Here is a 26,486-nt window from a genome sequence, read left to right on the forward strand (position 1 = left end):
CCATCGGTCATGCGGCGATAGCCGCGGGGCGCCCAACTCTCAGATTATAGATTATGGATTCAATTGTCGAGTTTTTCCAGTACATTCTTAATTCAGAGGAAATTATCCGTACTGGCGGGCTACTGGTCATAACTTTCATTGTATTCGCGGAAAACGGCCTGTTTTTCGCGTTCTTTCTGCCGGGCGACTATCTCGTATTTTTGGCCGGCGTGTTCTGCGGTACCGGCATACTCGACGTACCGATTCTTATTTTACTGATCAGCATGCTGACAGCGGCAATATTAGGCTCGTTGGTCGGGTATGTTTTCGGGAAATATTTCGGCGGTATTTTCGAGAACCGGAAGGACTCCTTCTTTTTTAAGAAAAAACACATTGAAACCACCCGCAAGTACTTCGAAAAATACGGAAGCCGGACGCTGATTATCAGTCGGTTCCTGCCTATCGTGCGCACATTCGCCCCCATTCTCGCAGGATTGGTGAGAATGTCGTTTCCTGCTTTCCTGATAAACAATGTTGTCGGCGGGGCGATCTGGATCTTCACGTTAACCGGCGGGGGCTACCTTTTCGGCGAAAAATTCCCGTGGATCGTAGATTATGTGCAGTACATCATTCTTTTCTTCCTGGCGATCACGACTTTCACCGTTATCAAGGGGTATCTGAATGCACGGAAAGGCATGGCGGAGTAGGGGCTACTGACCCTCTTCCTCCTTAAACCAACCCGAATAAATCAGATAATTATTCGCGGTCCGGTCGATAGCTGCATTCAGCTCGGGCGAAACATCTTTCAGATATTTAGCAGGATTGCCGGCGTAGATGGTTCCGGGAGGTACTTTGGTACCTTGTGTGACGATCGCGCCTGCGGCGATAATCGCACCTTCGCCTACAACGGCCCCGTCCATTACAATCGAACCCATTCCAATCAGCACGTGGTCTTCGATCGTGCAGCCGTGTACAATGGCATTGTGCGCGATGGAGACGTAGTTGCCGATAGTGGTAGCAAAACGCTGATAGGTACAGTGGATCACAGCGCCGTCCTGGACATTGGAATGATGGCCGATACGGATGCTGTTAACATCTCCGCGGATCACCGCATTGAACCACACAGTACAATTTTCTCCCATCACCACATCGCCTACAATCGTAGCGTTTTCTGCAAACCAGCAACTCTCGTCATAGGTCGGGTGGTGTCCGCGGGCTGATTTTATCAATGCCATGATCTTATTTTTATTATATTTTGGGCAATATCCGTTTTTCAGTGCGAAAAATAAATATATTTCGTTGTTGAATTAACAATCTGTCAGGTTATGCCGTCTGCCGCCAAAGTTTCAAAAGGAAGCCTGCTTATCGCAAAGCCTTTTCTGGGCGATCCCAATTTTGAAAGAGGGGTAATCCTGATGTGCGAGCATAATGAACACGGGAGTTTCGGTTTTGTGCTGAACCAGACTACGGACCTGTTTCTCGGGGATGTGCTGGATGAGACTATTTATCAGGACATTACGCTCCATTTGGGAGGCCCCGTTGAGAAGAATACACTGCATTTCATCCATCGCCGTCCCGACCTTGTGACAGGCGGAACGGAAATCATGAAAGATCTTTACTGGGGAGGCGATTTTAATGTTGTTAAAACGCTCCTGAACCTGAACACGCTGAAACAGGAGGACGTCATGTTCTTCATCGGTTATTCGGGATGGAGTGGCGGCCAGCTCGACGATGAGATCAAGCAGGACTCGTGGATTATTTCCAGTACTACTTCCGACTTTTTGTTTTCAACACCTCCCGGCAATTTCTGGCGCGAAATCCTTCGGAATATGGGTGGCGAATATCGGTCCATCGCGCATTATCCCATCGATCCTCGCCTTAATTAAACCCGTCAGTTAGGCCGGTTCAATCCATTCACCGATTCGTAATCCGATTTGATTCTTGCAACCTCGTGGGTGAGGAAATGCTGTAATTCTTCGTTAAATATCTTTTTCTCGTCGTCAGGCAGGGAGGCATACAGGTCTTTCAACTCCTGGTTGATCTCCGCTCTTTCCTGGTCGGACCCCGCATTCATTGAGCGAATGTGGAATCGTTTGAAATCATATTTGGGCATAACTGATATTGGAATATGATACAAAAATACCAAAAACCGCTTAGCAACTAAAATTAACCTCCGGCCCGGTCTTTTGTCCATTGCTGTACATTCGTCAAGAATCCGGGCGCCATACTGAACGTGAAAGGTTTTGCCTATGTTTGTCGTTGATATGACAACGATCATTCGAAAATGAATAGAACCTTCTTTTTTATCATACTTACATTCATCTTGTTTGCCATTGACTGGTATGTCTGGCAAGGCTTGAAACTGGCCATTCGCGGCCTAGCTCCTTTAACACAGCGCTGGATCGGAGGCGCATACTGGGCGCTAACCCTGGTGACACTCGGTGCTTATATTGGAATGCAATTGCTTCCGCCCGACTATTTCAAAAGTACCACACGGACCTTCGTCGTTGCGTTCATTGCCATTCCCTATCTCTCGAAATTGTTGGCCGTGGCGATTTTGCTTGTTGACGATATTCGCCGCTTTTTTCAATGGATTGTCAGCTTTTTCGCTCCTTCCGTTGCAACGCCCTCGCCGACAACCGGTGAGCCAACGATACCCCGTTCGCAATTTCTCGCGACCACAGCCGTGGTTGCTGGCGCGGGATTAATGGGCACATTCGCGTATGGAATCCTGTCCGGTGCGCACGACTACCGGATCCGTCGCGTGAAAGTGCCTTTGAAAAATCTCCCCCGACAATTTCACGGCATGAAAATCGCCCAGCTTTCGGATATTCATTCGGGCAGCTTTTTTAATAAAACAGCGGTCAAAGGTGGTGTTGAAATGTTGATGAAGGAAAAACCCGACATTGCTTTCTTCACAGGCGACCTGGTAAACGACCGGGCGAAGGAAGTGCAAGACTACATCCATATTTTCGATAAAGTGAAAGCGCCGCTCGGCGTGCACTCGGTGCTCGGTAACCACGATTACGGGGATTATTTCCAGTGGCAGGACGTTCAGGCAAAGACCAGCAATCTCGCGGATTTGAAAAAAGCGCACGAGCTGCTGGGCTGGAAACTGATGCTGGATGAAAACCGGGCCATTACCGTCGACGGCGAATCCATCGGGTTAATTGGTATCCAAAACTGGGGTGCGGGGAATTTTGCCAAATATGGTAATCTGGAAAAAGCTTACGAACACACGGACGATTACCCTGTTAAAATATTGCTTTCACATGATCCCAGCCACTGGGAAGCGCAGGTTCTGCCGAAATATAACGATATCGACCTCGCGCTCGCGGGGCATACACACGGGATGCAATTCGGCGTGGAAATAGGCAAAGTAAAGTGGAGCCCGGTGCAGTACCGTTACAAGCAATGGGCGGGGCTCTATGAGGAGAACGACCAGTATTTGTACGTCAATCGCGGATTTGGCTACCTGGGTTATCCCGGCCGCGTAGGTATCCTCCCCGAAATCACGATACTGGAATTGGTAAAGGCATAAAATTTTCGGAAAATTGTGAAAGGGCTGGCGCATTGCATACCGAAACCGGTAAGCAATGCGTTGCATTAGTAACCTTTGACGATCTATCGCATGAAAAGCATGAAGAAAATTACTCCCTGGCTTTTGGTACTGGCGCTGATTTGCGGTATTTCAGGCGTAGAAACAGTTTCGGCTGCTGCGCCCGGAGCGGCCAAAGTAGAATTGTTTGGTAAAAAGAAGAAATACAAAGGTTACAAGAAACCGAGGTCCAAGAAATTCCTTGGGATATTCAAACGAAAAACCGATTGCGGCTGCCCTAACCACTAGGAACTTACCGCCGTTACATTTTGTACATATTCAAGAGTAAGCATAGCCATCAATCTCTGAGAGATTTGCTTGGATTTGCTTACTTTTGTATTTTAAAATCACCTAATAGCGGCATTCTCAGCCTAACTTGAATGAAAGTTAATCTTCGAAACCAGGACAAGTTTGAAAACCGTCACCACGGTAAAGATGAGCAGGAATTGCAGGAAATGTTGAAGACCATCGGAGCCGGATCAGTGGATGAGCTGATCGACCAAACTCTTCCTTCCGCGATTCGTCTACAAAAACCACTGAATTTGCCGAGACCCAAATCGGAACAGGAATTTCTCCAATACATTAAAAGAATTGCTTCCAAAAACGCGGTGCTGAAATCGTACATCGGCACGGGTTATTACGACACGATCACACCGAATGTCATTCTGAGGAATATCCTCGAAAACCCGGCCTGGTATACTGCTTACACGCCTTATCAGGCGGAGATCGCGCAGGGAAGGCTTGAAATGCTTCTGAACTTCCAGACGGTTGTGACCGACCTGACTGGGATGGAGATTGCCAATGCCTCGTTGCTCGATGAAGCGACGGCTGCGGCCGAGGCGATGACTATGCTGCACGCATTGCGAGGCGCTTCAAGAAAGAAAGCCAATACTTTTTTTGTTTCGGAGCTTTGTCATCCGCAAACGATCGACCTGGTTTACACCCGTGCGAAACCTATTGGAATCGACGTCGTGGTAGGCAACCACGCAACAGTTGATCTTACGGACGAAAATATTTACGCTGCGCTGGTCCAATATCCGGCTACTGATGGCGAAGTGATCGATTATACCGATTTCATCGCCTCGGCCCACGAACTGGGTATTTCCGTTGCGGTTGCAGCAGATTTGCTCGCATTGACGCTCCTGAAATCGCCGGGCGAAATGGGTGCGGATGTCGTAATCGGTTCTTCGCAACGTTTCGGTGTTCCAATGGGCTACGGCGGCCCACACGCAGCCTATTTCGCAACTAAAGACGCCTTCAAACGTCAGATTCCGGGCCGTATTATCGGTGTATCGGTCGATGGTGAAGGAAACCGGGCCTTGCGCATGGCGTTGCAAACGCGCGAGCAGCATATCCGCCGCGAAAAAGCAACTTCCAACATTTGTACTGCACAGGTATTGCTGGCCGTTATCGCCGGCGCCTATTCGGTGTATCACGGACCGGAAGGTATCAGGGGCATTGCAGCGCGCGTGCATGGCCTTACCCGCCTGTTTGTGGATACTGTGAAGAAATTCAATTATGAAGTGGTTACCGAAAATTATTTCGATACGGTAACGGTCAGGACGCCACTAACCCGCAAACTGCGCGAACAGGCATTGAAATGGGGCATTAACCTCAAATACCACGGTGACGAAAGCCTTTCGGTCTCTTTTGACGAAGCCAAAAACTTCGACGATGCCATTGCATTGCTGAATGTGTTTGCCGAAGTATCGGGCTTCCAGGGTGAAATGGTGATCGACGAGGAGCTTGAATTTTCGTTTCCCGAAAACCTGGTTAGGACTTCGGAGTACCTGACGCACCCGGTTTTCAATACCCATCACACCGAGCACGAGATGCTCCGTTATTTGAAATCATTGGAAAACAAAGACCTTTCACTGGTACATTCCATGATTTCGCTCGGTAGCTGCACTATGAAACTGAATGCGACTGCCGAAATGATCCCGCTTACCTGGCCGGAATTTGGTGGCTTGCACCCGTTTGCTCCTACCAACCAGGTTGGAGGCTACGCACAGCTGGTTAGTGAGCTCAATACCTGGCTTTGCGAAATCACCGGTTTTGCGGCCATGTCGTTCCAGCCAAACTCGGGCGCGCAGGGCGAGTATGCCGGTCTGATGGCCATTCGCGCGTACCACGAAAGCCGCGGTGAGGCACATCGTAATGTTGCTTTGATCCCGTCGTCGGCACATGGTACCAACCCGGCATCCGCTGTTATGGCCGGTATGAAAGTGGTGGTGACCAAATGCGACGAGCGAGGTAATATCGATGTGGAAGACCTGCGTGCAAAAGCGGAGCAACACGCAGACGACTTGTCGTGCTTAATGGTAACCTATCCGTCGACGCACGGTGTGTACGAAGAAAGTATAATTGAGATCTGCTCGATGATCCATTCATTTGGCGGGCAGGTTTATATGGATGGTGCTAATATGAATGCTCAGGTAGGTCTTACAAGCCCCGCCAGCATTGGCGCGGATGTTTGCCACCTCAATTTGCATAAAACATTCTGTATCCCTCACGGTGGCGGCGGCCCGGGCGTGGGCCCGATCGGCGTGGCCGAGCACCTGATGCCGTTCCTGCCGGGTCACGTTAATTTCAGCACACAGCCTGAGCATTTGCCTGGTGGACAAGCGGGAGCAGTTTCTGCGGCGCCTTATGGCAGCGCGAGCATCCTGACGATCTCTTATGCGTACATTGCCATGATGGGCGGCGAGGGGCTCACAAATGCTACCAAATTCGCTATCCTGAATGCCAACTACATTAAGGAACGCCTGAACGGCCATTACGAAGTGCTTTACACCGGTACAAACGGGCGCTGTGCGCACGAGATGATCGTCGATTGCCGTGGCTTTAAAGCTGTCGGCGTAGAGGCTGAGGATTTGGCAAAACGTTTAATGGACTACGGTTTCCACGCGCCAACCCTTTCATTCCCCGTTGCCGGTACGTTGATGATCGAGCCAACCGAGTCGGAATCGAAAGCCGAGTTGGATCGTTTCTGCGACGCGATGATCGCCATCCGCAACGAAATCCGTGAAGTGGAGGAAGGTGTTGCCGATCGCACAGACAACGTTTTGAAGAATGCACCGCATACTTCGCGCGTACTGTTAAGCGAAAACTGGACCCGATCTTACAGTCGCGAAAAAGCTGCGTTCCCGCTGCCTTACCTGCGCTTTAACAAGTTCTGGCCAAGTGTAAGCCGTGTGGACAGCGCGTACGGCGACCGCAACCTGATTTGCTCATGTATCCCTGTTGAAGCCTACTCAGAGGTGGAGGAAGCCTGATCACAGTGATAGATACCAACAAAAAAGAGGCTCGAAAGAGCCTCTTTTTTGTATAACCCGGGCCTTAAAGCCTGGGTTGTCGATGCATTGGGTTGCAATGTCGATATCAATCCCCTAGAAGTGTCGCTCGCCGATCTCTCTCTTGCCAAGCAGCACAGCTCCAACCATCGCCACAAGCAACAGAATAGAAGCCAGCTCAAACGGAAGCAGGTATTCACGGAAAAGCATATGCCCCAGGCTTTCGATCATACCGATCTGTGAATCGTAGGTTTGGGGATCAAATGGAGCGATGGCGGTTTTGCGGTATGCACCAAAAAGGATCACAAAAACAGTCCCGCCGACGATCGTAGCCGCTATTTTGGTGAGATTGGTCTTGGCTTCCTCCTGGTCCTGCTTCATATTCAGGAACATGATCACAAATAGGAAAAGTACCATAATGGCCCCCGCATATACGATGATATTCACCGCGGCCAGGAATTGCGCATTCAGCAGAATATAGTGACCCGATAGCGTAAAGAACGTCAGGATCAGGTACAAAACGCTGTGAATGGGGTTACGCGATACCACGACCATCACCGCGCTCAGGATGGTCAGGAATGATAGAAAATAAAAAAATGATACTGCTGAATTCATAATGTTAGTAACTGCTGACAGTCATGGTTTACCAATCAGGGAATAGCTCGGGGAACAACGCTGGTGACCTCGCCGCTGGCTCTTTTTGCATCCAGCGCACGGGCTTCTTCTTTTGTCCATGCTTCGCGGGTGTAGCGGTTGTTCATATCTTCCACGAGGAGGTCTTTGCCCCAGATCACCTGGTCGCGTTCCGTAAATACCGGAACGAACTCGTCGTGGCGAAGGTAGACGGCCTGTTTTGGGCAAGCTTCCTCACAAAGGCCACAGAAAATGCAGCGCAGCATGTTCACTTCATATACTGCCGCATATTTTTCTTCACGGTAGAGGTTTTCTTCTCCCTTCACACGTTCTGAGGCTACCATTGAAATTGCTTCGGCGGGGCATGCTACTGCGCACAAACCACAGGCTGTGCAGCGCTCGCGCCCTTCGGCGTCTCTTTTCAGGATATGCCGCCCGCGGAAGACAGGTCCGAGATACCGTTTTACCTCAGGGTATTGGATCGTTACTTTCTTCGCGAAAAAGTGCTTGATAGTAATCGCCAGACCTGTTGCAATAGCAGGCAGGTAGGCCCGCTCCGCCAGCGTCATTTGTTTATTGCTTACTTGCTTTGAGCGATTTGTCAATTGCATGGCAATACGATTTTGGAATTAATTCAACCACGCGGTGATCACAGGCTTCAAGAAAAGCACAGCTGCACCAGTGATAATAATGTTAAAAATAGCAAGAGGGATCAGCTTTTTCCAGCCAAGGTTCATCAACTGGTCGTAGCGGAAACGCGGGATCGTCCAGCGTACCCACATGTAGAAGAACACGAAGAACAATGCTTTTCCAAAGAACACAGCGGTACCTATCAACGTCGCTATGTTATGGCCTGTTTCAGTTCCAAAAGACTTAACCAGCTGCTCATATACGAAATCCATTCCCGGGTAGTTGTAACCGCCGAAATACAGGACCGAAATAATCGCCGAGGAAATGAACATGTTGATATACTCCGCAAAGAGGTAGAAACCGAGTTTCATACTGCCGTATTCCGTATGGTAACCGCCTACAAGCTCCGTTTCACACTCAGGAAGGTCGAAAGGCACACGGTTACATTCCGCGAAAGAGCAGGTAATGAAAATGATGAAACCCAACGGCTGGTAGAATATATTCCAATTCATACCGTGCTGCTGTGCCACGATTTCACCCAATGAAAGCGAGCTGCTCATCATCAGGATCGCGATCAGCGAAAGACCCATTGCTACCTCGTAACTGATATTCTGCGAAGCCGCGCGGATCGCTCCGAGGAGTGAGAATTTGTTATTGGAAGCCCAGCCACCGACCATGATACCGTAAACACCCAATGCCACAACGCCGAAAACGTAAAGGATACCGATGTTCGACTCCACACCTTGCAATGCCACTTCGTGCCCTGCAACGCGGAATGTGCTGCCGAAAGGAATTACCGCGCTCGCTAGCAATGCAGTAAGCATCGCCAAGCTTGGGCCTGCGATGAAAAGCCATTTGTTGGCAAGGGCGGGGATAAAGTCTTCTTTGAAGAACATTTTCCCTGCATCGGCCAAAGGCTGCAATAATCCTCCCCAGCCAGCGCGGTTCGGGCCGCTGCGGTCCTGGATGAAACCGGCTACCTTACGTTCCGCCCATGTGGAGTACATGGCGATGACGAGGGTAAGTCCGAAAACGGCAACGATGGTCGAGGTTTTAACTAAAAATTCTACTAAATCCATTTGAAAGCAATTTTATCCGGCTGCTTTGACTGATTCTCTTAATTATTGTTGGCCGCCAGTGAACGGTGGTTAGCCTTGTCGTTATTCTCGATGCTCTGATGACGGATCGTTTCTTCATCGGTCACATACGGCCGTGAATCGTCGATGTTTTTGAACTGCGTCGCTGCCAGTTTCAATGCGAAATCCGGTTTTGCAACGAGGTCTTTGCGGTATTTGTTGGCGGAAATTACCGAGCTGCGTTTCACTTTCGTTGGTCCTTCCAATACCCAGTCGCTGGTGTTTTTCTTTTCAAAACGGCAGGTATTGCAAATGAAATCCGTCACCTCGCCCCAGGTATTCTTGCGGGCTGTCACGCGGATTACTTCATCACCGCGGTACCACAATGTCGTTTTGCCGCAGCATTTGTCGCAATCGCGGTGCGCGTCTTCCGGTTTGGTAAACCATACGCGGTTTTTGAAGCGGAATGTCTTATCGGTCAATGCGCCAACCGGGCACACGTCAATCACGTTTCCGGAGAAGTCGTTATCGATTGCTTTTTCGATGTAGGTGCTGATTTCCGAAGCATCCCCACGATTCATTACGCCGTGAACGCGTTGGTTGGTGATCTGGTCGGCGGTGTATACGCAGCGGTAGCAAAGAATGCACCGCGTCATATGCAACTGCACGTGCGGGCCGATATCGATTTTATCAAATGTCCGCCTTTCTTCCTCGTAACGGGTTTTTACCGAACCGTGTTCAAATGCGAAATCCTGCAAATGACATTCACCAGCCTGGTCGCAAATTGGGCAATCGAGCGGATGGTTGATCAGCAGGAACTCTACAATGCTCTTGCGGGTGTCGAGTACAGCCTGGTTCGTGGTATTTTCCACCACCATTCCATCCTGAACCTGTGTGATACAGGAAGGGACCAGCTTAGGCATAGGACGCGGATCTTTGGCAGAACCAGCGGCTACCCTTACCAGACACGCACGGCATTTACCTCCGGAAACCGGAAGCGGTTTATAGTAGCACATCGCCGGCGGAACGAGATGTCCCTGGCTGTCATCTGCCTCGGCAATCTTACGCGCCGCTTGCATAATGGTAGTCCCGGGTTCTACTTCGACCTCGATGCCATCGAATGTAATTTTCAACAATTGGGGTTTAACTTCTTCCATGCCAGTAATACATTATGCTATCTCTTTTCAGCCTCGTATATATCATACGAACCCATCGTCGAGCTATATTTCAGCGTATTCGCGAAGTTATAGCCCAGAATGTTTGCAGGAGCTTTGCCTTTTGGTGAAATCACGTAACGAATTCCTTTTTCATCAACGATTCGCCTGAACTCGTCGTAGTTGAATGTACCGTTCTGGTCTGCAAGGTAAACCAGATCGGGGAAAGGAATCAAATTATTTTTAAATAGAAACAAACTCAAAAAGGATCCCTGGAAATTCTCCGCCGGGCATATATACACATACTCCGCCGGTTTCAGGTTCTGCTGTTCTCGCAAATACGCCGCCACTTTACGATCTTCTATATAAAGTGCTTCAAAATTACGGAACATGCCTGACTTGTATTTCATAAAGACATACAATGAGCAGTGCAGGAACATAAAAATCATGAACAGGGCTGTGCCTGATTTGATAAAAGCGGATTTCAACCCGGTCAAATCGCTCGTCATTGAAAAGAACAGAACCAGCTGAATCAACACCACGATCAGGTAATCCTGGTAGTAACCTACTCCGGCACCGATTTTGAATGCCGTCGACGTCGCAAAAAGGAATAACAGCACGGATGCGATCACCAGAAAAAGGTAAAAGCCAGTCGGACGGTAATAAATCGTGTAAGCGCTTACCAGGGCATTCAGCACCATCAGGGGAGCGAATTGGAGCAACCAATGTTGCAATGTCCAATCGTAAAACCAGCCCCAGCTTGCCGAATTGGCAACGCCGCCGACAATGTTGAGAAAGAATAGCTCAACGGTATTAATGGGAAGAATGGCGAGGTACAGGCCGAAAGTCAGTATCCCGAATCCGGTGAGTTCTAAAACCATTTTGAAGTTCCGCTGTATCAGCCAGAACACGCCCGCCGAAATGGGGAGAATGGCGCCGCTTTGTTTTACAAAAAATGCTGAAACGCCAATGAAAATGGCCAAAAACCACAGCTTCTGGTCGTTGTTTTCGAAAGCGTAATATACCGTTACGATGAAAAGCGTCGTCAGTAGCACCAAAAGGCTGTCGGGACGGGAGGTTGTCAGGAACCAGAACGACAAAACATGAAAAAGTACCAGCCCGGTAAGGAGGGCGGCGATCTTTTGTTTTGTGACCCGGTAAATGAAATAACCCGCTATGCTCACGGTAGTTAATGTAAAAAAGTTTGATACCAGGCGACTGGCTACATAAATTTTGTGAACCTCAATCCCTGTCCATCCCATGATCTTTACCAGGAATGTAACGATCGTAAAATATAGTGGTGTGTACTGAGTCAGCCTGAACGGCGCTTTCTCCGGGTCGGTGTAAATATCCTGGCCATCCACCAAAAGCTGGATAGCGGCGATCCCGCTTGCCTCGCTCCCCGAAATGTCGGGAGAATAGCTGAAAACGGCCTGCATTTTTATGATCAGCAATGCAATTCCACTGAGCAGGCCGAACAACACCGACAGCAACAGCGAATTGTGTTTGATCCAAACAAGGCCACTTCTAAAATTCATCAACCCAATACCATTTCACCCATATAAACCGCACCCGGTTGAGTCGCTTCCTGCGGGTGGGTGATATGCCACACAAATTCGTCGCGGAAATGGCGGATCGCGCTGGCTACGGGCCAGGCCGCGGCGTCGCCAAGCGGACAAATGGTGTTACCTTCAATTTTCTTTGAAATATCAACGAGCAGGTCGATGTCGTGCATGCTGCCGTGGCCGTGTTCGATGCGGTGGAGTACTTTTTCCATCCAGCCTGTTCCTTCGCGGCACGGGCTGCATTGTCCGCAGGATTCGTGATGGTAAAAACGCGAGAAATTCCAGGTATTGCGAACGATGCAGGCTGTTTCGTCAAAAACGATAAACCCGCCTGAACCGAGCATGGTACCTGTCGCGAAACCACCGTCCGAAAGCGACTCGTAGGTCATCAGGCGATCTTCACCGGCAGCTGTTTTCGTAATAAGGTTCGCAGGAAGAATGGGTACAGACGATCCGCCGGCAACCAATGCTTTCAGGTAGTGACCTTTACGGACACCACCGCAGTATTCATCCGAATTAAGGAACTCGTCCACGCTCACTCCCAGCTCGATTTCGTAAACGCCCGGCTTTTGAATGTGGCCGGATGCGGAGATCAGCTTCGTACCGGTACTCCTGCCGATACCAATGGTTGCATAAGCATCACCGCCATTGTTGATGATCCAAGGCATATTGGAGATCGACTCCACATTGTTTACCACCGTTGGGCTTTGGTAAAGCCCTTTCACCGCAGGAAATGGCGGCTTGTTTCTCGGGTTACCTCTTTTTCCTTCAAGCGATTCGAGCAATGCGGTTTCTTCACCGCAAATGTATGCACCTCCTCCCGGCTGTACCACCAGTTCGAGGTCGTAGCCGGAGCCAAGTATATTTTTACCTAAAAAACCTTGTGCTTTCGCTTCGGCAATGGCTTTTTCGAGAATGCGAATCACGTACATGAGCTCGCCGCGCACGTAAATGAACGACTTGTTGGCGCCCAATGCAAAGCTGGAAATGATCATACCCTCTATGAGAAGGTGAGGGATGCATTTCATTAAATGGTGGTCCTTGAAAGTACCCGGCTCCGATTCATCGGCATTACACACCAGGTAACGGGGAACGCCTTCGGGTTTGGCCAGGAAGCCCCATTTCATTCCCATCGGGAAACCAGCACCACCTCTGCCGCGCACACCTGATTTTTTCGCTTCTTCCACTACCTCTTCCGGGGTCATGGTTTTGATAGCTTTTTCAACGGCAGTATAGCCTCCCTGTTTGCGATAAACATCGAAGGTTTCGATACCGGGGACATTAATATGCTCCGTTAAAATTTTTCTAGCCATTTGAGGATAATATTTTCAGCTCCTGAAAGCTTATTTACTTAAATCTTCTATGATTTGGTCGACCTTCTCGTTGGTCAGGTTCATGTAGAACTGCTCGCGGATCTGGAAAACAGGTCCCCAGCCGCATGCTGCGAGGCATTCTACTTCTTTCAATGTAAACTTTCCATCGGCAGTAGTACCACCGGCTTCGATGCCGAGTTTTTGCTTCAGATGTCCGTACACATCTTCACCGCCCATGAGGCAGCAAGGTCCTGTACGGCAATATTCGATCACGTGCTTGCCCACCGGGTCGAGGTGGTACATGGTGTAAAAGGTAGCTACCTCATAAACCTCCACAGGCTCTATTTTCAGAATACCTGCTACGTAATCCATCACTTCACTGCTCAGCCAGCCCCATTGTTCCTGGGCAACGTGCAAAACAGGCAAAAGAGCCGATTTTTGGCGGCCCTCCGGATAACGTGCGATAATTTCTTTTACTGTTTCAAGTCGTTCAGGTGTGAACGCAACCAGATTAGGTGATTCGGTCATTTCTAAATAGGTCTTTAACAAACTTTAAGCGTCCAGTTCACCTGCAATTACGTTCAGGCTACTCATCGTCAGGATTGCATCCGACAGTGATGAGCCTTTGCACATTTCAGGATATGCCTGATAGTAGATAAAGCTTGGCCTGCGGAAGTGCAGACGGTACGGAGCCCTGCCACCATCGCTGATCAGATAGAAGCCCAGCTCGCCGTTTCCTCCTTCCACAGCATGGTAAACTTCGCCGGCCGGTGCGTCGATTTCGCCCATTACAATTTTGAAATGGTAAATAAGCGCCTCCATATTGCGGTAAACCTCGTCTTTTGGAGGCAGGTAATATTCGGGAGCATCGGCGTAATACGGTCCTTCGGGAAGGTTATTGATGGCTTGCTCCACGATGCGGAGACTTTGCCACATTTCTTCGTTGCGGACCATGTAGCGGTCGTAAGTATCGCCATTCTGTCCGATGGGGACGTCGAATTCAAAATCCTCGTAAGAAGAATATGGGTTCATCACGCGCACATCGTAATCCACACCTGCAGCGCGCAAGTTAGGGCCTGTGAAACCGTATGATAATGCTCTTTCAGCCGAAATAGGACCTACATTAATGGTTCGGTCCATGAAAATCCGGTTACGGTTGAGCAGTTTTTCAAGCTCTCTGAGTACCGGCGGGAAAGATTTGATGAACTCCTTGATCTTGCGGATAGCCGTGCTCGAAAGATCACGCTCCATGCCACCGAGGCGACCCATATTGGTTGTAAGGCGTGCGCCGCATACTTCCTCGTAGATTTCGTACACTTCCTCGCGCTTCTGCATTACATACAAAAAGCCGGTGAATGCACCGGTATCCACGCCGAGAATACTGTTACAGATAATATGGTCGGTAATGCGTGCGAGCTCCATCATGAGCACGCGAATGTACTGCGCGCGCTTCGGCACTTCCACACCCAACAGCTTCTCTACCGTCATGTGCCATCCCAGGTTGTTGATCGGGGAGGAGCAATAGTTCATGCGGTCGGTCAGCGTGGTAATCTGGTAAAATGGCCTCCTCTCGGCAATTTTCTCAAACGCCCGGTGGATATAGCCGATCGTCTGCTCACCTGAAACGATCTTCTCGCCATCCATTTTCAGGATGTTCTGGAAAATACCGTGGGTAGCAGGGTGGGTCGGGCCGAGGTTGAGGGTGGTCAGTTCTTCTACGAGTTCGGGCAACTCGCTGTGAGAAGGGACATTATGCGGTAATAATTCAATATCTGCCATATTCTTACTCAATATAGATCATCGGCCGAAAAGGGCGTCAATTTTATCTTCACGGGTAGCATCCTCCATCGGGTATTCTTTGCGCATGGGGAAATAATCCATTTCCTCGATGTTCAGAATGCGTTTCAGGTTCGGGTGCCCGTCAAACAAGATACCAAAAAAATCGTAGGTTTCGCGCTCCATCCAGTTGGCACTGGCAAAGAGGCCGGTCGCTGTCGGAATGTGTATATCGGCCTCCGGAATGGCTACTTTAATGCGAATGCGGAAGTTGTGCACGAAGCTGTGCATATGGTAAACCACTACGAACTCCTGGCCTGCATTATCAGGATACTGAATGCCTGTAATATCGGTCAGGAATATCACCTGATAGTTTTTATGGTCTTTCAGGAACTCCATGACGGGGATAATCTCTTCGCGGGTAGTTGAGAGTGTCAAAAGCCCGTACGGTTCTTCAAAGTTGAAGACCTGGTCCCCGAATTTTTCCAAAAGCCCTTCGGCTACCTCCTGGTTAGTAAGCATAGGGGGTTACTGAATATTATATGATGCCAATAGTTCCTGGTATTCGTCGGTGTTCCGGCGGCGGAGCTTCTCATTCTGCGCCAGATACTGTACCTGCATCAGGCCGTCGATGATCTGCTCGGGGCGTGGCGGGCAGCCGGGTACGTATACATCCACGGGTATAATGCGGTCGATACCCTGCAAAACACTGTAAGTATCGAAAATCCCGCCGCTCGATGCACAAGCACCAACGGCCATTACCCAGCGGGGTTCGGCCATCTGAAGGTATACCTGCTTCACAACCGGCGCCATCTTTTTGGCGATGGTTCCCATTACCATCAGCAAATCGGCCTGCCGTGGCGAGAAGCTCGGACGCTCGGAACCGAAACGCGAAATATCATAATGCGCGCCCATGGTGGCCATGAATTCGATCCCGCAGCATGAGGTAGCAAAAGGCAATGGCCAGAGCGAGTAGCTACGTGCCAGACCGATCGCTTCGTCGAATGAAGTTGCAAAAAAACCAGATCCGCTGTGTCCTTGCGGAGCCTCCACTATCTTTACTTCTTTCATAATTCTTTGAATTTCAATGTTCGAAGCCTATTCCTCCCAGTTCAGTACGCCCTTGCGGATCACGTAATAGAAACCGGACAATAAAAGGGCCATAAACAATAACATTTCTACAAACCCGAACATTCCCAGACCCTTGAAATTAACAGCCCAGGGGTACATGAAAATCACCTCGACGTCGAACAAAACGAAAAGAATAGCCACGAGAAAGTACTTCACCGAAATGGGCGTCCGTGCGTCACCAACCGACTCGATACCACATTCGAACGGATCGTCTTTCTTTTTGCTTTTGCGGCTGGGGCCAATGAGGTGAGTGACGATCATCGTGCCGCCAATGAAGCCGGCGGCGAGCAGAAATTGCACAATGATGGGCAAATAATCCGAAGGAAGATATTCGTTTTTCATTATAATGATCCGGTTACAGAGGGTGGGAATACCTTAAAAACTGTTGCCAGTGGGTTACATTCCTCCCCGTCTCTCAAAATTAGCCTTTGCAAATTTATCAATCAAATTCTTTCCTTTTTGTTTTGTCTAATTAGTATCATACTAAATAAGCCCCGTTGTGGCGGGGCTTATTTAGTACTTAATCAAGAAGGAATGTTTATCTTATTACAATTTGTTTCGTAAGGCTCTCTCCCTGGCCGGTTACACGGAGAATGTATTTACCGGTAGGCAAAAGGCCTACATCGATCTGCATCCGGCTGTTGAGCAGCCTCGGTGCGGTGGTTTTTATCAGGTTACCACGGATGTCGAAAAGTTCGATCGCAGCATCCTTGATATTGTCCCGCGACTCAATGTAAATGTAAGCCCCCTGGCTTGGGTTCGGGTAAATCACCACTTCGTTTTGTTCATTGGTTTTGAACTCTCTGGAAGCAGTATCCGAGTAGCAAACCAGGTTGTTGCTGCCGATGGTGTAGGTAACTTTTGCTTTCGTAGTGTAAACACCCGATTTCAGGATTTTCAGCAGGGTCGCGGTAGTATCACCTTCCGAGCCCGGGCGTCGCCAGATAAAGTTCTCGTTCAGTTCTCCACCTTCGGGAATGCTGGCCGAAATGCTGAAAGGTCCTGACGGTTCGATAGTCGGCTTTGAGATTTTGGCACGGATGATCAACGCGGAGGCGGTGGAATTATCAGAAGTACATCCGAAAATGTTCCGGCTTTTCACAAAATAATTGCCGCTTTCCCCGATTCTTGCAGTGGCGCCGGTGGCAACAGCTGTATTGGAGCCTTCTTTGTACCAGCTGTAAATATCTCCGTCGTTCTGAACGGAGAATTGGAAAGTGGAGTCCGCACAAGCCTGTTGCTGGCCTTGTTGGAAAATGCTTGGCTGCGCCGGTTTGGCATCGTTATCCAGGATGACGATCGGTGTCAGGATCGAGTTGCCCGAGGCGTCCTTTAAAGTAGCACGGTAAGTACCGGCCTTGGTGACCTTAATAGAGTTGGAAACTTCATTGGTATTCCACTTATACGAAGCATAGCCCGCCGGGAGTGTCAATGTGACGCCATTATTGTCGGTAACGCAGGCAGCGGTAACCGATGGTACGACCACGGGATTCACTGGTGTTACGGTCGAAAAGAAGTTGGCGTCCAGTGTTCCGGCCCAGGCGTTAGCCAGGATAGTCAGTGCTCTGATGGTTCCCTCGTAATCCGTAGTGTCTTTCCCGACGAAGTGCGTGCCATCTCCGCGATCAGGCATGAGGGGATCGGTTTCGGGGCCGGGATAGGTAGGGTTAAAAGGTGTATTAAGGACCGCGTTTTGCGCAGCAATAATCTGGGGATTCACGTTCGATTGGATTTCTCTCCCTGCCGATGTACGCGAGGTACGGGCAATTACCCAGGTAATGCGTTTTCCGGTATCAGAACCGAGTCGGTTCATAATAAACTGAAGATCCCGTGTATAATTCGCCGGTGGCGTCTTGTATAATGCGTCAGTTTCGCCCTGCATCCAGAGGATGGCCCTCAAACCATACTGGTTGGCATAATTGCGCGCAGCTATGCGAAGGTTCGCGTAAGGCATTTCAGGAGAATATATAAAACCTCCATACATGTTTTTAGTTGTAAGGCCTTTTGCGCTGCTTGCCCAGTTGTCAATGGATGTTCCCTCCCAGGCGGTATTGATGAACAGAACAGGAACGTTCAGTTTGGAAACGAGCTGGTCGCCGAGGAGGCCCCAGCACCAGGCCGACAGACCACGTGGTGCAATGACGTTAAGGTCTCTATTTATTTTCCTGAACTCTGGTGGGATAGGATCGGTGAGTCTGTCAATAGTGTCGTTGCTGTAATTCGAAACATAAAGGACCCGGTCATCGGTGGCCGACGGCCCACGGTATGCTCTGAGGCCCTGCGCATTTGATTGTCCGGCGATCAGGAAGACCTCACCAACACCAAAACGAGATAAAACATCGCGGCCAATTACTTTTCCGTCAGAAATACCACGAACTTCCAGGGAGTACCAGCCGCCGATCAATGTAATCTTTCCTGAAAAAATACCTCCCTCGGGAGCGGTTTGCAAAGTTTGCCAGGGAGTTTCCACACCTTGCCCCTGAAGTACCGGTACCGCCCTAACCTCGATTTTTTCAACGGGCATGGTGAATATACCAGTAACCTGAATTTCTCTCTGGCCTGCTTCGTCACGTTGGTAGACAGACTGAAAAACAGGAGACGTAATTCTAATGGGGGATTTCTCTTGGGAAAATGCTACTGACGAAAAAATACACATCAACAGCAACGCTTTGGCCACTACCGGAAGAATAAATCTACTATGCATTGGAAATTCTGATACAGGTAAAGTTTTCTGGGCTCTAACGAAGTATAAATTTACTAAAGTGCTCAATTACAAAATGGTCACAAATGTAATGGAATATTTTCGCTAAAATAGCACTATTCCGTTTTTTTGATCAATCGGGACGGACCCACCGTCGTTCAGTCGGAATGGATCTGTATTTTAAAATGTATTTGGGAAATGCGAAGAATGGCGGTCATTCCATCTTTGCGGCGACCAAATCTTAAAGAGTTGATTAAACTGTATTGGCGATACTTTGAAGTGGCATGCCGTGCACGGCATGCGCTGGACAGATTAAGCCCAGATCAACGAGCACTAGCGGGATGCGGAACGGTTGACCTACCTGGCTACCGCAAATTGGAGGATTTAACACTTTCCTGATCAACAGTTGCCGATGAAGTATGGCACCATATGTCCGCCGGACGGTGGAGTCAAACCGAAAAGAGTGCCCGGAATTCCATCGGACACTCTTCTAAGTATTAAGGTGAAAACGTTATCTGATCACTAGCGCCTTTTTTACCTCCTGTCCATTTTCTCTCAAAATTCTGACAAGGTATGTTCCAGCAGGGCTGGTCAAAAGCGAAATCTTTTCCTTGTGATTACCTGTTCCGGTGATTCTTCTCTCCTGGACAACTGCGCCTTTCATATCCGCAACAGATAACTTGCCCTCAGTACCCGAAGCTAGGAAAAAGTCTACTTCGAATTCGCCATTGTTAGGATTAGGTGAAATTGTCATATCGTTTTCAGGATTGTCGATTATTTCTTCGGTACCAATACGCAGGTTCGAAGAACCACTCACGCAGAGCTTGTCCTGTCGGCAACTGCCACCTCCAATGCCTGTAATTTTGATAGTATTGTCTCCATATACCAAATTGACAGGAATTGTTTGCTCTTTCCATGCAATATTCCAAGTTCCCCCACTCACAAGATTGACATTCTGTGAAAACCCGGATTGCGATACCGAAATATTCACGCTAGGTGCGGAGGAAGAATAGTAGCGTAACGTGACATTATAAGTACCAGTAAACGGAACACCGGTGATAGAGTAGTCGACGTAATGATTGTAATTATTTTCCTCTCCACGTGTTCCTCCATTCGACGCATTGGGATCGCTGGTAATAGCGCCAGTACCTGTTGAAGTCTCAGCTTCTTTACATTGAGAGAAACCATTCTGGGCCGGAATCACATTTAAATTAAAGCTTTGCGTTTTTGTCGGACATCCAGCCTTGGTAGCGATGACAGTAACTGGATAAGGGCCAAGCTGGCCGTTTGCCCCTGCTGTCAATGTGAACGATGTTCCAAATCCGCTATATTCGGACGGCGACCACCGATAATTGATACCCTCGCAATTTCCAGAACAATTTGCGTTAAGTGTAACAGCTGTTCCTATTACTGGATTATAGTTGGAAGCCGTCATATTAAGTTGGAAATCACAATAGTTTGCAGGACAACTTTTCGGACTTAAATACCATTTGTTCGCACCGTAGACATTTAGATCGGCTGCTGAAGCTAAATGGATGTCCGTAAGTGGTGAATTTGGATCACCGTTTCCCCAATTGTTAGCACCAAATCCTACAACGGGATACAGATAATTGTTATCATGGTATCTGGTGATATTGTATCGCGAGTCTGTACTTCCGTCATTAACCGGAAGCGCTTGCCATTTTGGAGAGCAACACCCACCGTAGTTGGGGCTCGCGGGAGGAAAGTCCGAAGCCTTCATAAGGTGAATGGGAGTGCCGATATTGCGGTCCACAGTCGACAGAAACCCTGAGTTAGTTCCCTGAGCCAAGATAGCAATGCTTCCCGAAGACCCGGCTTGGCCTCCTACATAGAACACCTGACTGTCCGAATTATTTGCATCCTGGATTTTCAGTACTCCATTGACATTGGTCAGGCGCTTGCTGGCATTGCTTACCGGCTTAAACTCATAACAACCGCTAGTGGTAAATTGCGCAAAAGCATTACAGTAGGCGATGAGCACCAGTACCACCACCTTAAAGCCAGAAGAAGCGACAAAACATCCAATTGATTTTTTCATGGCATTCACACTTTAGAAAGATTTATTTGTTGACGAGAATTTTCTTAACTTCTATCTGATTCCTTTTTATCACATTGAAGAGATACATGCCGGGAGTTTTGGAACTTAAATCGAACTTTTCACGATGTAGCCCTTTGCCAACGACGCTCTTTTTTTGAATAGTTTCTCCCGCGACGCTTGTCACCGTAATATCGGCCGGCTCACCTTTTTCCAGATAAAAATCTACCTCGAACTCTCCTTTACCCGGATTAGGGAAAACCCGTAATTCTCGGCTGGTTTCGTTTTGTGCAAGCGGTTCACTCACGCCCGTTCTGCCACCGCTTGCTTGAATGTTGACGCGAACATGGGCTGTTCTGGTCATACAGCCGGTCTTGGCGGCAATAACTGTGTAATCAATAGGGCCGGGGGTCGCTATATTCAAAGTCATGGGGTTTCCGTAAATCCCGCTTTCGGAACCTTGTGCTGCCCATCTATATGATACACTTGAACAGCCACTCCCGGTGCAAGCGGCTGTAAGGGTAAAGTTGGTATTGCTTTGTGGACTCAAATTGGATGACGCCAGAGTTACATTGAAGTCACACGTTCCAGAGCTAAGCGGGCAGGTTTTTGGCACTAGAATCCACTTATTGGCGCCGTAAATGTTCAGGTCGCTTTCCGGTACCATGTTGATATCCGACCAACTGTTAGGGTCCCCGTCGCCCCAGTTATATGTGCTGCCAAAGCCTTCGGTCGTATTTTTTTGTACAAAACCGTACAAGTTATCGGTGCCGTTATTTTCAATCCACTTTTTCTTCCACAGCTGTTCATCGGCCCCTCTATAAAGGAAGTTTGCGTCGACTGCATTATTCGAGCGCCTAGTAAAGGTATGGTAACCTGCCCCCGATCCCCCCTGCAGGGTAATTCTTACATAATCTCCTACCGGTTCGAGTTTGAAAACTTGATTGTCCTGGTTGTTGGCTGCCTGCATCCGCAATGGTCCAGTGTCCGTGAGATACTTATTGTTGGCCGCCAGGCGGAGTGCATAGCATCCTTGTGCAGATACATTCTCCGGAATCGAGGCCAGAAAACCGCCCATCAGGGACATAGTAAGAACAGCAGGTCGACAGAGCCGTTCCAGCAAATTAGGTATTAGTTTGCCCATAAAAATATAATAAATGATGGTAAAGATTTGATGAAAAGGTAATAGTAGGTAGGTGAGAAACTATCCAGACTTTATGATGCAAATAATTTAACTTTTGGTTACAATTGCAATATTAATGTTTATTTATTTTAACAATAGCTCAATTATCCATTTAAGTTATACGACGATAGCTTCCCGGAAATTTGCTAATGCCAAGACAAAATATTTTTGATTTGGCATTAGCAAAGAGAAGGACTTTCAATTTCAAGAATAACAGCCATGTTGCTCGGTCTCAGCAAATGGATTAACAAGACACGATTTAAAATGAAGTTGAAAGGTGATATCTCTGGATTCTAAACAGATTATTAAATTTCCAAAGAAAGTTTCCTTTGAATAAATGAATTATTAAATGGATTTTTTAAGTTCCATGTCGATGGTTCAAGTTTGCTTGAGTGAGCCCCTCCCGGATTATGAGACGGTTTGAATTAGAGTTTCCGGTGTTTCTGAGCCCCTCCCAGGTTTTCAGACGGTTGAAAGTAGAGTTTCCGGTGTTTCTTGATGTAAATTAACAAATTCCTTTGGGGTTAAATCATTCAGAGCACTGTGCGGCCTGAAGTGATTGTATTCCCATTGAAAGTCCTCGATTTTTTCTCTGGCGTCGTCCAGCGATAAGAACCAATTGACGGAAAGGCATTCATCTCGGAATTTCCCATTAAATGATTCAACATAGGGATTGTCTGTCGGCTTTCCGGGTCTTGAGAAGTCAAGCGTAACACTATTGGAATATGCCCATAAGTCCATCTCTTTCGAAATAAATTCGCTCCCATTGTCATATTGTATTCGCTCTGGAAAACAGCCTTTCATTAAACAGATTCGACTCAGTTCGGCAAAAACATTTCTCGCTTTGGTTCTCCTGGAAATAGTCTGGGCAGATTTTACCGCGGTTGGCACCCTGAGTCGTTCCCTGCTGAAGAGCGCATCCTGGGTTAAATCCATACCGCTACTAAGTGCCGTTCACATCTTGTTTATCCTTTATGCGCCCAACCGTCCCAGTCGGTGCTCCGCGCTAGACTACGAGTACACAGCATCTTCTTCGGTTGCGTGGGCACTTCTCGCCGAGATTCAATAGATGGTTACGTGATTATTGCGTGTCGCAAAAAAATAATTCCCAAACACGTTCCTAGAATGCAAAAAGACGAAGCGTATAACTGATAGCGCTTCGTCTTTTCTATTGTTTGGCAAGCCTGTTTATTTATCTTACTATTACCAGCTTCTGAGTCGCATTCAATACAGATGAGTTGACGCGGATAATGTACATCCCGCTCGACAGGCCTGTCAGGTTGAAATATTTCGGACTATCGAATTTTGGAACACGGAAAGTGCGGTGAATGACCCCGCGACTATCGATGATCTGAACATCTGCATTCACCAGATCGGCGAATGTCTCCACTGTTAGCTTTTCCGACGTGTTCGGGTTAGGGTAAGCAACGAAACCCGGGTTGCTGGGATCGAGGTAGAACAGGAACGGTTCCGAGAAGTCGGAGTAACAGGTAAGTGTCGGACTGTAAACGATCGTATTGTTGACGACGTAGTTACCTGCCTTCACGGCTTTCAATGTCGCGCTGGTTTCCGTCAGTTCTGAATTATTGTATTTCCAGACGTGGTCACCTGCATTGAGGTTATTCTCTGCGAACAACGTGTAGACCCCTGTTTTCCGGATTACCGGCGCGGTCGGAGAGGGCTTCACGTCCACAGGCAAGGATGCAGAATACGGAGAATAACATCCTTGCTGGTCCTGGATACGTGCAGAATATTCGCCCGTTGCGAATACCTCGATGCTATCACCTTCAAGACCGTTATTCCAATAAAACGCATTCCCATTAGCAGCTTTCAGTACAATGGTGTCGCCGTCGCAGAAAGTAGTAGCCTGCCGTGCCGTTACCACTGGTGCGGGCGGGAGCGCGAGGGTTTGCGTAGAAATTTGGTTACTCGGATCTGAGTAGCACTGAAACTGATTAATGGTCTGTACCGAATAGGTTCCGGCGAGCGTCACTTTCAGGGTTTGCGAGGATATGCCGTTGCTCCACAAATAACCCGCGGCACCGGTTGAAGTCAGGTTAACACTCAGGTCGGCGCAAAACGTAGTGGGACCATCGGCGGTGATGACCGGGGTAGGCGGCAGCGGGTTCACAACGACAGCAACCACCGGAGAAACAGGTGAAATGCAACCGTTTTCGTCCTTCGCTGAAATTGTAAAATTGCCCGACGCCCGCAGTTCGATCTCACGGTTGGTCGAGCCATTGCTCCAAAGGTAGGAATATGCCTCGCTGCTGCGCAATGTGGTATAGTCGCGTTCGCAGAAAGTGGTCGGGCGCAGGGAGGTAATGACAGGAGTTGCGGGAAGCGGGTTCACTTTTACGTTTACCTCGTCGGAGGTCGATTCGCAACCGTTGGCATCCCTTTGCTTCAATGTGAATTTTCCGGTGGTAAGTACTGCTATGGATTTGGTAGTGGCATTGGTACTCCAGATATTTCCGGATTCATAACTTGAAGTCATGGTAACATTACCGCCGTCGCAAAATGTAGTTTCTCCGCTCAGTGCAATGGTAGGCTTAGCCGGTAGTGGGTTCACTTTCACAGTGACAGCATCTGATTCGGGGGAGAAGCAACCGACTGCATCGAGCGCCCTTACCCGGTAGTCGCCCGAGCTGACCACCGTAATCGTAGCATTGTTGGCACCATTAGACCATACACTTTTCACTTTCGAATCCGACGTAAGGTTCACCTCGCCGCCCTGGCAGAAGGTAAGCACCCCGGAAGCAGTGATCTTCGGTTTGTCGGGAAGAGGTGAATTGAGGACCTGCATACTCACTTTTTGAGAAGCAGCCTCGCAGCCATAAATATTTTTGACTGTAACGAAATATTCACCGCCAGCGGTTACCGGAAGCCTGTCGCCTGTGGCACCGGTGTTCCATACAGCATTTTCGGAAGTGTTCGATACCAATGTCGCTGTGTTGCCGATACATACAGGATTACTTCCTTCGATCGTTACCGTAGGCTGATTAGGCTGAATTTGCTCATTTACACGGATTTCGGGCGAGAAAATGTAATTGCCCTTATCATCACGTGCTTTCACGTAATAAGTCCCGTTACCTACAACAATGCTGTTGGAAGATTGTCCGTTGTTCCAGCTAAAAGAATTCAGACCGACAAGATCGGCAGTAAGGGTTATATTACCATTTCCCGCACAGCTCGCTGTAATCTGGAGGGGTCTCTGAGCCTGATACGGCTCCGACCTTGAGAAGAAATCGTCTGTAAGAGAGTTGGACCAGGCGTCGCCAAGCCGAGTAAGACCATCGCCCCAAAAGTGAACACCATCGTCAGGAGCACCAACACGGGGAACCTGAATGAGATCGGTATTGGGGCCCTCGAAGACATTTGGTACGCTACTGATGATCTGTCTTTGACCGTTTGTAACGTTCACATCGTCGCCGTGTTGATCGTCATAAGAAGTAATGGAAACCATCCAGGAAATATTCCTTCCTGACTCATTGCGGCTGGTTTCAATGACAGCTTTCAGCTCATTGAAATACCTGTCAGTAGGGGTGTCCGCAAAATTGTCAGCCTCGCCTTGAAGCCATAATACTGCACGTAGGCCGGTAATCGGCGTATAGCGTTGAATGACATTGCGGAGGTTTCCGTAAGGCATGCCGTCCGGCTTAACCCAAACGGCGGCGTAGACCGATTGGGTCGGCCCAGTGATGCTTTGGCTCCAATTGCGCGAGGCCATTCCCTCCCAGCCTGTATTGAAAAAAAGAATCGGAACATTTAGTCGGGCTGCGAGGCGATCGCCCAGGCGTCCCCAACACCATGCAGCGGGACCGCGGGGAGAAATGCTGCTTTGGGCATCAATATGATGGAACTTTGGACGTTCCGGCAACTCGAACGGGTAGTCGCCTGTTTCGTAGTTGTCGATGGAATTGACGCGGTCGTCCTGGGCGCCCTGGTTGTTAAACCTCGGTGCACTAAATCCCTGTGCGTTGGACTGCCCGGCAATAAGGAACACTTCGCCGACCCCTACGTGATCTACTGTTTTGGTGTCCACAAGCTGATTGCCCTTCCAACCTCTTACTTCCAACCGGTACCAGCCACCCTGGGCTGTGATGTATCCCGAGAAGAAGCCGCCTTGAACGCTGGCGTCAACGAGGGGTGTCCAGTCTCTGTCGATACCCTGGTTAGGTGCGAGTGCCGAAATTTTGGCTTCCACACGATCGATGGATTTCGTATAGGTGCCTGCAATGTTAATATTTGCGTTGTTAGCCTTATCACGTTGGATTACGATGCGATCGGAAGGAAAGTCGATGCTGACTTGTCCGTGTGCGGTGAAAGAAAGAATGCTAAATACTACCCAATACAAATATGGTAGATAGTGTCTCATGGTGACTGTAAATTCTTTGA

Annotated in this window: 23 protein-coding genes; 5 read left to right on the forward strand and 18 right to left on the reverse strand. The window is 48.7% G+C overall.

Annotated features, from left to right (window positions below):
* Nucleotides 1–53 precede the first annotated feature (53 nt).
* Nucleotides 54–686 (forward strand): DedA family protein, encoded by a 633-nt coding sequence (locus tag ACTJJJ_RS10310; protein WP_188938985.1) that lies wholly within the window; start codon nt 54–56, stop codon nt 684–686.
* 3 nt (nt 687–689) lie between these two features.
* On the opposite strand, the gene ACTJJJ_RS10315 is transcribed toward ACTJJJ_RS10310, so the two are convergent.
* A complete protein-coding gene (locus ACTJJJ_RS10315) occupies nt 690–1,214 on the reverse strand; it encodes a gamma carbonic anhydrase family protein (protein WP_440701738.1) in 525 nt (174 codons plus the stop codon).
* A gap of 90 nt (nt 1,215–1,304) precedes the next feature.
* Between ACTJJJ_RS10315 and ACTJJJ_RS10320 the strand changes: the two genes are divergently transcribed.
* Entirely contained in the window at nt 1,305–1,865 is a 561-nt protein-coding gene (locus tag ACTJJJ_RS10320) for a YqgE/AlgH family protein (protein ID WP_440701739.1), read from the forward strand.
* Nucleotides 1,866–1,870: 5 nt separating this feature from the next.
* Here the strand turns inward: ACTJJJ_RS10320 and ACTJJJ_RS10325 are convergent, their stop codons facing one another.
* Complete coding sequence (locus ACTJJJ_RS10325; protein ID WP_229223351.1) at nt 1,871–2,092, reverse strand: hypothetical protein; 222 nt, start codon at nt 2,090–2,092, stop codon at nt 1,871–1,873.
* Between the two features lie 171 nt (nt 2,093–2,263).
* Here ACTJJJ_RS10325 and ACTJJJ_RS10330 point away from each other — a divergent pair, with 171 nt between their 5' ends.
* The 3 genes from ACTJJJ_RS10330 (at nt 2,264) to gcvP (ending at nt 6,852) form a co-directional block, all read left to right on the forward strand.
* A complete protein-coding gene (locus ACTJJJ_RS10330) occupies nt 2,264–3,520 on the forward strand; it encodes a metallophosphoesterase (RefSeq protein ID WP_440701740.1) in 1,257 nt (418 codons plus the stop codon).
* 99 nt (nt 3,521–3,619) lie between these two features.
* Entirely contained in the window at nt 3,620–3,826 is a 207-nt protein-coding gene (locus tag ACTJJJ_RS10335; RefSeq protein WP_229223350.1) for a hypothetical protein, read from the forward strand.
* Nucleotides 3,827–3,957: 131 nt separating this feature from the next.
* On the forward strand, nt 3,958–6,852 hold the full coding sequence (gcvP, locus tag ACTJJJ_RS10340; protein WP_188938980.1) for an aminomethyl-transferring glycine dehydrogenase: 2,895 nt from the start codon (nt 3,958–3,960) through the stop codon (nt 6,850–6,852).
* Nucleotides 6,853–6,966: 114 nt separating this feature from the next.
* On the opposite strand, the gene ACTJJJ_RS10345 is transcribed toward gcvP, so the two are convergent.
* The 16 genes from ACTJJJ_RS10345 to ACTJJJ_RS10420 form a co-directional block, all read right to left on the reverse strand.
* Nucleotides 6,967–7,485: an NADH-quinone oxidoreductase subunit J family protein gene (locus ACTJJJ_RS10345; protein ID WP_188938979.1), complete on the reverse strand. Its 519-nt coding sequence runs from the start codon at nt 7,483–7,485 to the stop codon at nt 6,967–6,969.
* 35 nt (nt 7,486–7,520) lie between these two features.
* Nucleotides 7,521–8,114: a NuoI/complex I 23 kDa subunit family protein gene (locus ACTJJJ_RS10350; RefSeq protein WP_188938978.1), complete on the reverse strand. Its 594-nt coding sequence runs from the start codon at nt 8,112–8,114 to the stop codon at nt 7,521–7,523.
* Nucleotides 8,115–8,132: 18 nt separating this feature from the next.
* Nucleotides 8,133–9,212, reverse strand: a complete 1,080-nt coding sequence (gene nuoH, locus ACTJJJ_RS10355) for an NADH-quinone oxidoreductase subunit NuoH (RefSeq protein WP_188938977.1) — start codon at nt 9,210–9,212, stop codon at nt 8,133–8,135.
* A gap of 38 nt (nt 9,213–9,250) precedes the next feature.
* The gene (locus tag ACTJJJ_RS10360; RefSeq protein WP_426292574.1) at nt 9,251–10,366 is read right to left on the reverse strand and encodes a 2Fe-2S iron-sulfur cluster-binding protein; all 1,116 of its coding nucleotides are present in this window, start codon (nt 10,364–10,366) and stop codon (nt 9,251–9,253) included.
* Nucleotides 10,367–10,383: 17 nt separating this feature from the next.
* Complete coding sequence (locus ACTJJJ_RS10365; RefSeq protein ID WP_440701741.1) at nt 10,384–11,901, reverse strand: ArnT family glycosyltransferase; 1,518 nt, start codon at nt 11,899–11,901, stop codon at nt 10,384–10,386.
* A complete protein-coding gene (gene nuoF, locus ACTJJJ_RS10370) occupies nt 11,901–13,241 on the reverse strand; it encodes an NADH-quinone oxidoreductase subunit NuoF (RefSeq protein ID WP_188938974.1) in 1,341 nt (446 codons plus the stop codon). The genes ACTJJJ_RS10365 and nuoF overlap by 1 nt, the downstream gene beginning before the upstream one ends.
* A gap of 30 nt (nt 13,242–13,271) precedes the next feature.
* The gene (nuoE, locus tag ACTJJJ_RS10375) at nt 13,272–13,769 is read right to left on the reverse strand and encodes an NADH-quinone oxidoreductase subunit NuoE (protein ID WP_188938973.1); all 498 of its coding nucleotides are present in this window, start codon (nt 13,767–13,769) and stop codon (nt 13,272–13,274) included.
* 24 nt (nt 13,770–13,793) lie between these two features.
* The gene (gene nuoD, locus ACTJJJ_RS10380; RefSeq protein ID WP_188938972.1) at nt 13,794–15,020 is read right to left on the reverse strand and encodes an NADH dehydrogenase (quinone) subunit D; all 1,227 of its coding nucleotides are present in this window, start codon (nt 15,018–15,020) and stop codon (nt 13,794–13,796) included.
* An 18-nt stretch (nt 15,021–15,038) separates the two neighbouring features.
* Nucleotides 15,039–15,539 (reverse strand): NADH-quinone oxidoreductase subunit C, encoded by a 501-nt coding sequence (locus ACTJJJ_RS10385; protein WP_090375522.1) that lies wholly within the window; start codon nt 15,537–15,539, stop codon nt 15,039–15,041.
* Nucleotides 15,540–15,545: 6 nt separating this feature from the next.
* The gene (locus ACTJJJ_RS10390) at nt 15,546–16,088 is read right to left on the reverse strand and encodes an NADH-quinone oxidoreductase subunit B (RefSeq protein WP_090375519.1); all 543 of its coding nucleotides are present in this window, start codon (nt 16,086–16,088) and stop codon (nt 15,546–15,548) included.
* A gap of 27 nt (nt 16,089–16,115) precedes the next feature.
* Nucleotides 16,116–16,490, reverse strand: a complete 375-nt coding sequence (locus ACTJJJ_RS10395; protein WP_090375516.1) for an NADH-quinone oxidoreductase subunit A — start codon at nt 16,488–16,490, stop codon at nt 16,116–16,118.
* 196 nt (nt 16,491–16,686) lie between these two features.
* A complete protein-coding gene (locus tag ACTJJJ_RS10400) occupies nt 16,687–18,672 on the reverse strand; it encodes a sialate O-acetylesterase (protein WP_426292577.1) in 1,986 nt (661 codons plus the stop codon).
* A gap of 688 nt (nt 18,673–19,360) precedes the next feature.
* The gene (locus tag ACTJJJ_RS10405; RefSeq protein ID WP_426292578.1) at nt 19,361–20,908 is read right to left on the reverse strand and encodes a T9SS type A sorting domain-containing protein; all 1,548 of its coding nucleotides are present in this window, start codon (nt 20,906–20,908) and stop codon (nt 19,361–19,363) included.
* Between the two features lie 22 nt (nt 20,909–20,930).
* Nucleotides 20,931–22,049 (reverse strand): T9SS type A sorting domain-containing protein, encoded by a 1,119-nt coding sequence (locus ACTJJJ_RS10410; RefSeq protein WP_426292579.1) that lies wholly within the window; start codon nt 22,047–22,049, stop codon nt 20,931–20,933.
* 501 nt (nt 22,050–22,550) lie between these two features.
* The gene (locus tag ACTJJJ_RS10415; RefSeq protein ID WP_440701742.1) at nt 22,551–23,024 is read right to left on the reverse strand and encodes an integrase core domain-containing protein; all 474 of its coding nucleotides are present in this window, start codon (nt 23,022–23,024) and stop codon (nt 22,551–22,553) included.
* Nucleotides 23,025–23,280: 256 nt separating this feature from the next.
* Nucleotides 23,281–26,466, reverse strand: a complete 3,186-nt coding sequence (locus ACTJJJ_RS10420; protein WP_440701743.1) for a sialate O-acetylesterase — start codon at nt 26,464–26,466, stop codon at nt 23,281–23,283.
* Nucleotides 26,467–26,486: the final 20 nt, after the last annotated feature.

Source organism: Dyadobacter sp. 22481 (assembly GCF_052044875.1).
GTDB classification, from domain to species: Bacteria; Bacteroidota; Bacteroidia; order Cytophagales; family Spirosomataceae; genus Dyadobacter; species Dyadobacter endophyticus.

Excerpts from the sequence above, each read along its gene's own strand:
- nuoD (WP_188938972.1), bottom strand. The coding sequence starts at position 15,020 with ATGGCAGATATTGAATTATTACCGCATAATGTCCCTTCTCACAGCGAG.
- ACTJJJ_RS10400 (WP_426292577.1), bottom strand. The coding sequence starts at position 18,672 with ATGCCCGTTGAAAAAATCGAGGTTAGGGCGGTACCGGTACTTCAGGGG.
- ACTJJJ_RS10385 (WP_090375522.1), bottom strand. The coding sequence starts at position 15,539 with ATGCTTACTAACCAGGAGGTAGCCGAAGGGCTTTTGGAAAAATTCGGG.
- ACTJJJ_RS10405 (WP_426292578.1), bottom strand. The coding sequence starts at position 20,908 with ATGAAAAAATCAATTGGATGTTTTGTCGCTTCTTCTGGCTTTAAGGTG.
- ACTJJJ_RS10315 (WP_440701738.1), bottom strand. The coding sequence starts at position 1,214 with ATGGCATTGATAAAATCAGCCCGCGGACACCACCCGACCTATGACGAG.
- ACTJJJ_RS10410 (WP_426292579.1), bottom strand. The coding sequence starts at position 22,049 with ATGGGCAAACTAATACCTAATTTGCTGGAACGGCTCTGTCGACCTGCT.
- ACTJJJ_RS10335 (WP_229223350.1), top strand. The coding sequence starts at position 3,620 with ATGAAGAAAATTACTCCCTGGCTTTTGGTACTGGCGCTGATTTGCGGT.
- ACTJJJ_RS10365 (WP_440701741.1), bottom strand. The coding sequence starts at position 11,901 with ATGAATTTTAGAAGTGGCCTTGTTTGGATCAAACACAATTCGCTGTTG.
- ACTJJJ_RS10310 (WP_188938985.1), top strand. The coding sequence starts at position 54 with ATGGATTCAATTGTCGAGTTTTTCCAGTACATTCTTAATTCAGAGGAA.
- ACTJJJ_RS10415 (WP_440701742.1), bottom strand. The coding sequence starts at position 23,024 with ATGGATTTAACCCAGGATGCGCTCTTCAGCAGGGAACGACTCAGGGTG.
- ACTJJJ_RS10325 (WP_229223351.1), bottom strand. The coding sequence starts at position 2,092 with ATGCCCAAATATGATTTCAAACGATTCCACATTCGCTCAATGAATGCG.
- ACTJJJ_RS10320 (WP_440701739.1), top strand. The coding sequence starts at position 1,305 with ATGCCGTCTGCCGCCAAAGTTTCAAAAGGAAGCCTGCTTATCGCAAAG.
- ACTJJJ_RS10345 (WP_188938979.1), bottom strand. The coding sequence starts at position 7,485 with ATGAATTCAGCAGTATCATTTTTTTATTTTCTATCATTCCTGACCATC.
- ACTJJJ_RS10350 (WP_188938978.1), bottom strand. The coding sequence starts at position 8,114 with ATGCAATTGACAAATCGCTCAAAGCAAGTAAGCAATAAACAAATGACG.
- nuoH (WP_188938977.1), bottom strand. The coding sequence starts at position 9,212 with ATGGATTTAGTAGAATTTTTAGTTAAAACCTCGACCATCGTTGCCGTT.
- ACTJJJ_RS10395 (WP_090375516.1), bottom strand. The coding sequence starts at position 16,490 with ATGAAAAACGAATATCTTCCTTCGGATTATTTGCCCATCATTGTGCAA.
- ACTJJJ_RS10390 (WP_090375519.1), bottom strand. The coding sequence starts at position 16,088 with ATGAAAGAAGTAAAGATAGTGGAGGCTCCGCAAGGACACAGCGGATCT.
- ACTJJJ_RS10420 (WP_440701743.1), bottom strand. The coding sequence starts at position 26,466 with ATGAGACACTATCTACCATATTTGTATTGGGTAGTATTTAGCATTCTT.
- gcvP (WP_188938980.1), top strand. The coding sequence starts at position 3,958 with ATGAAAGTTAATCTTCGAAACCAGGACAAGTTTGAAAACCGTCACCAC.
- ACTJJJ_RS10360 (WP_426292574.1), bottom strand. The coding sequence starts at position 10,366 with ATGGAAGAAGTTAAACCCCAATTGTTGAAAATTACATTCGATGGCATC.
- ACTJJJ_RS10330 (WP_440701740.1), top strand. The coding sequence starts at position 2,264 with ATGAATAGAACCTTCTTTTTTATCATACTTACATTCATCTTGTTTGCC.
- nuoE (WP_188938973.1), bottom strand. The coding sequence starts at position 13,769 with ATGACCGAATCACCTAATCTGGTTGCGTTCACACCTGAACGACTTGAA.
- nuoF (WP_188938974.1), bottom strand. The coding sequence starts at position 13,241 with ATGGCTAGAAAAATTTTAACGGAGCATATTAATGTCCCCGGTATCGAA.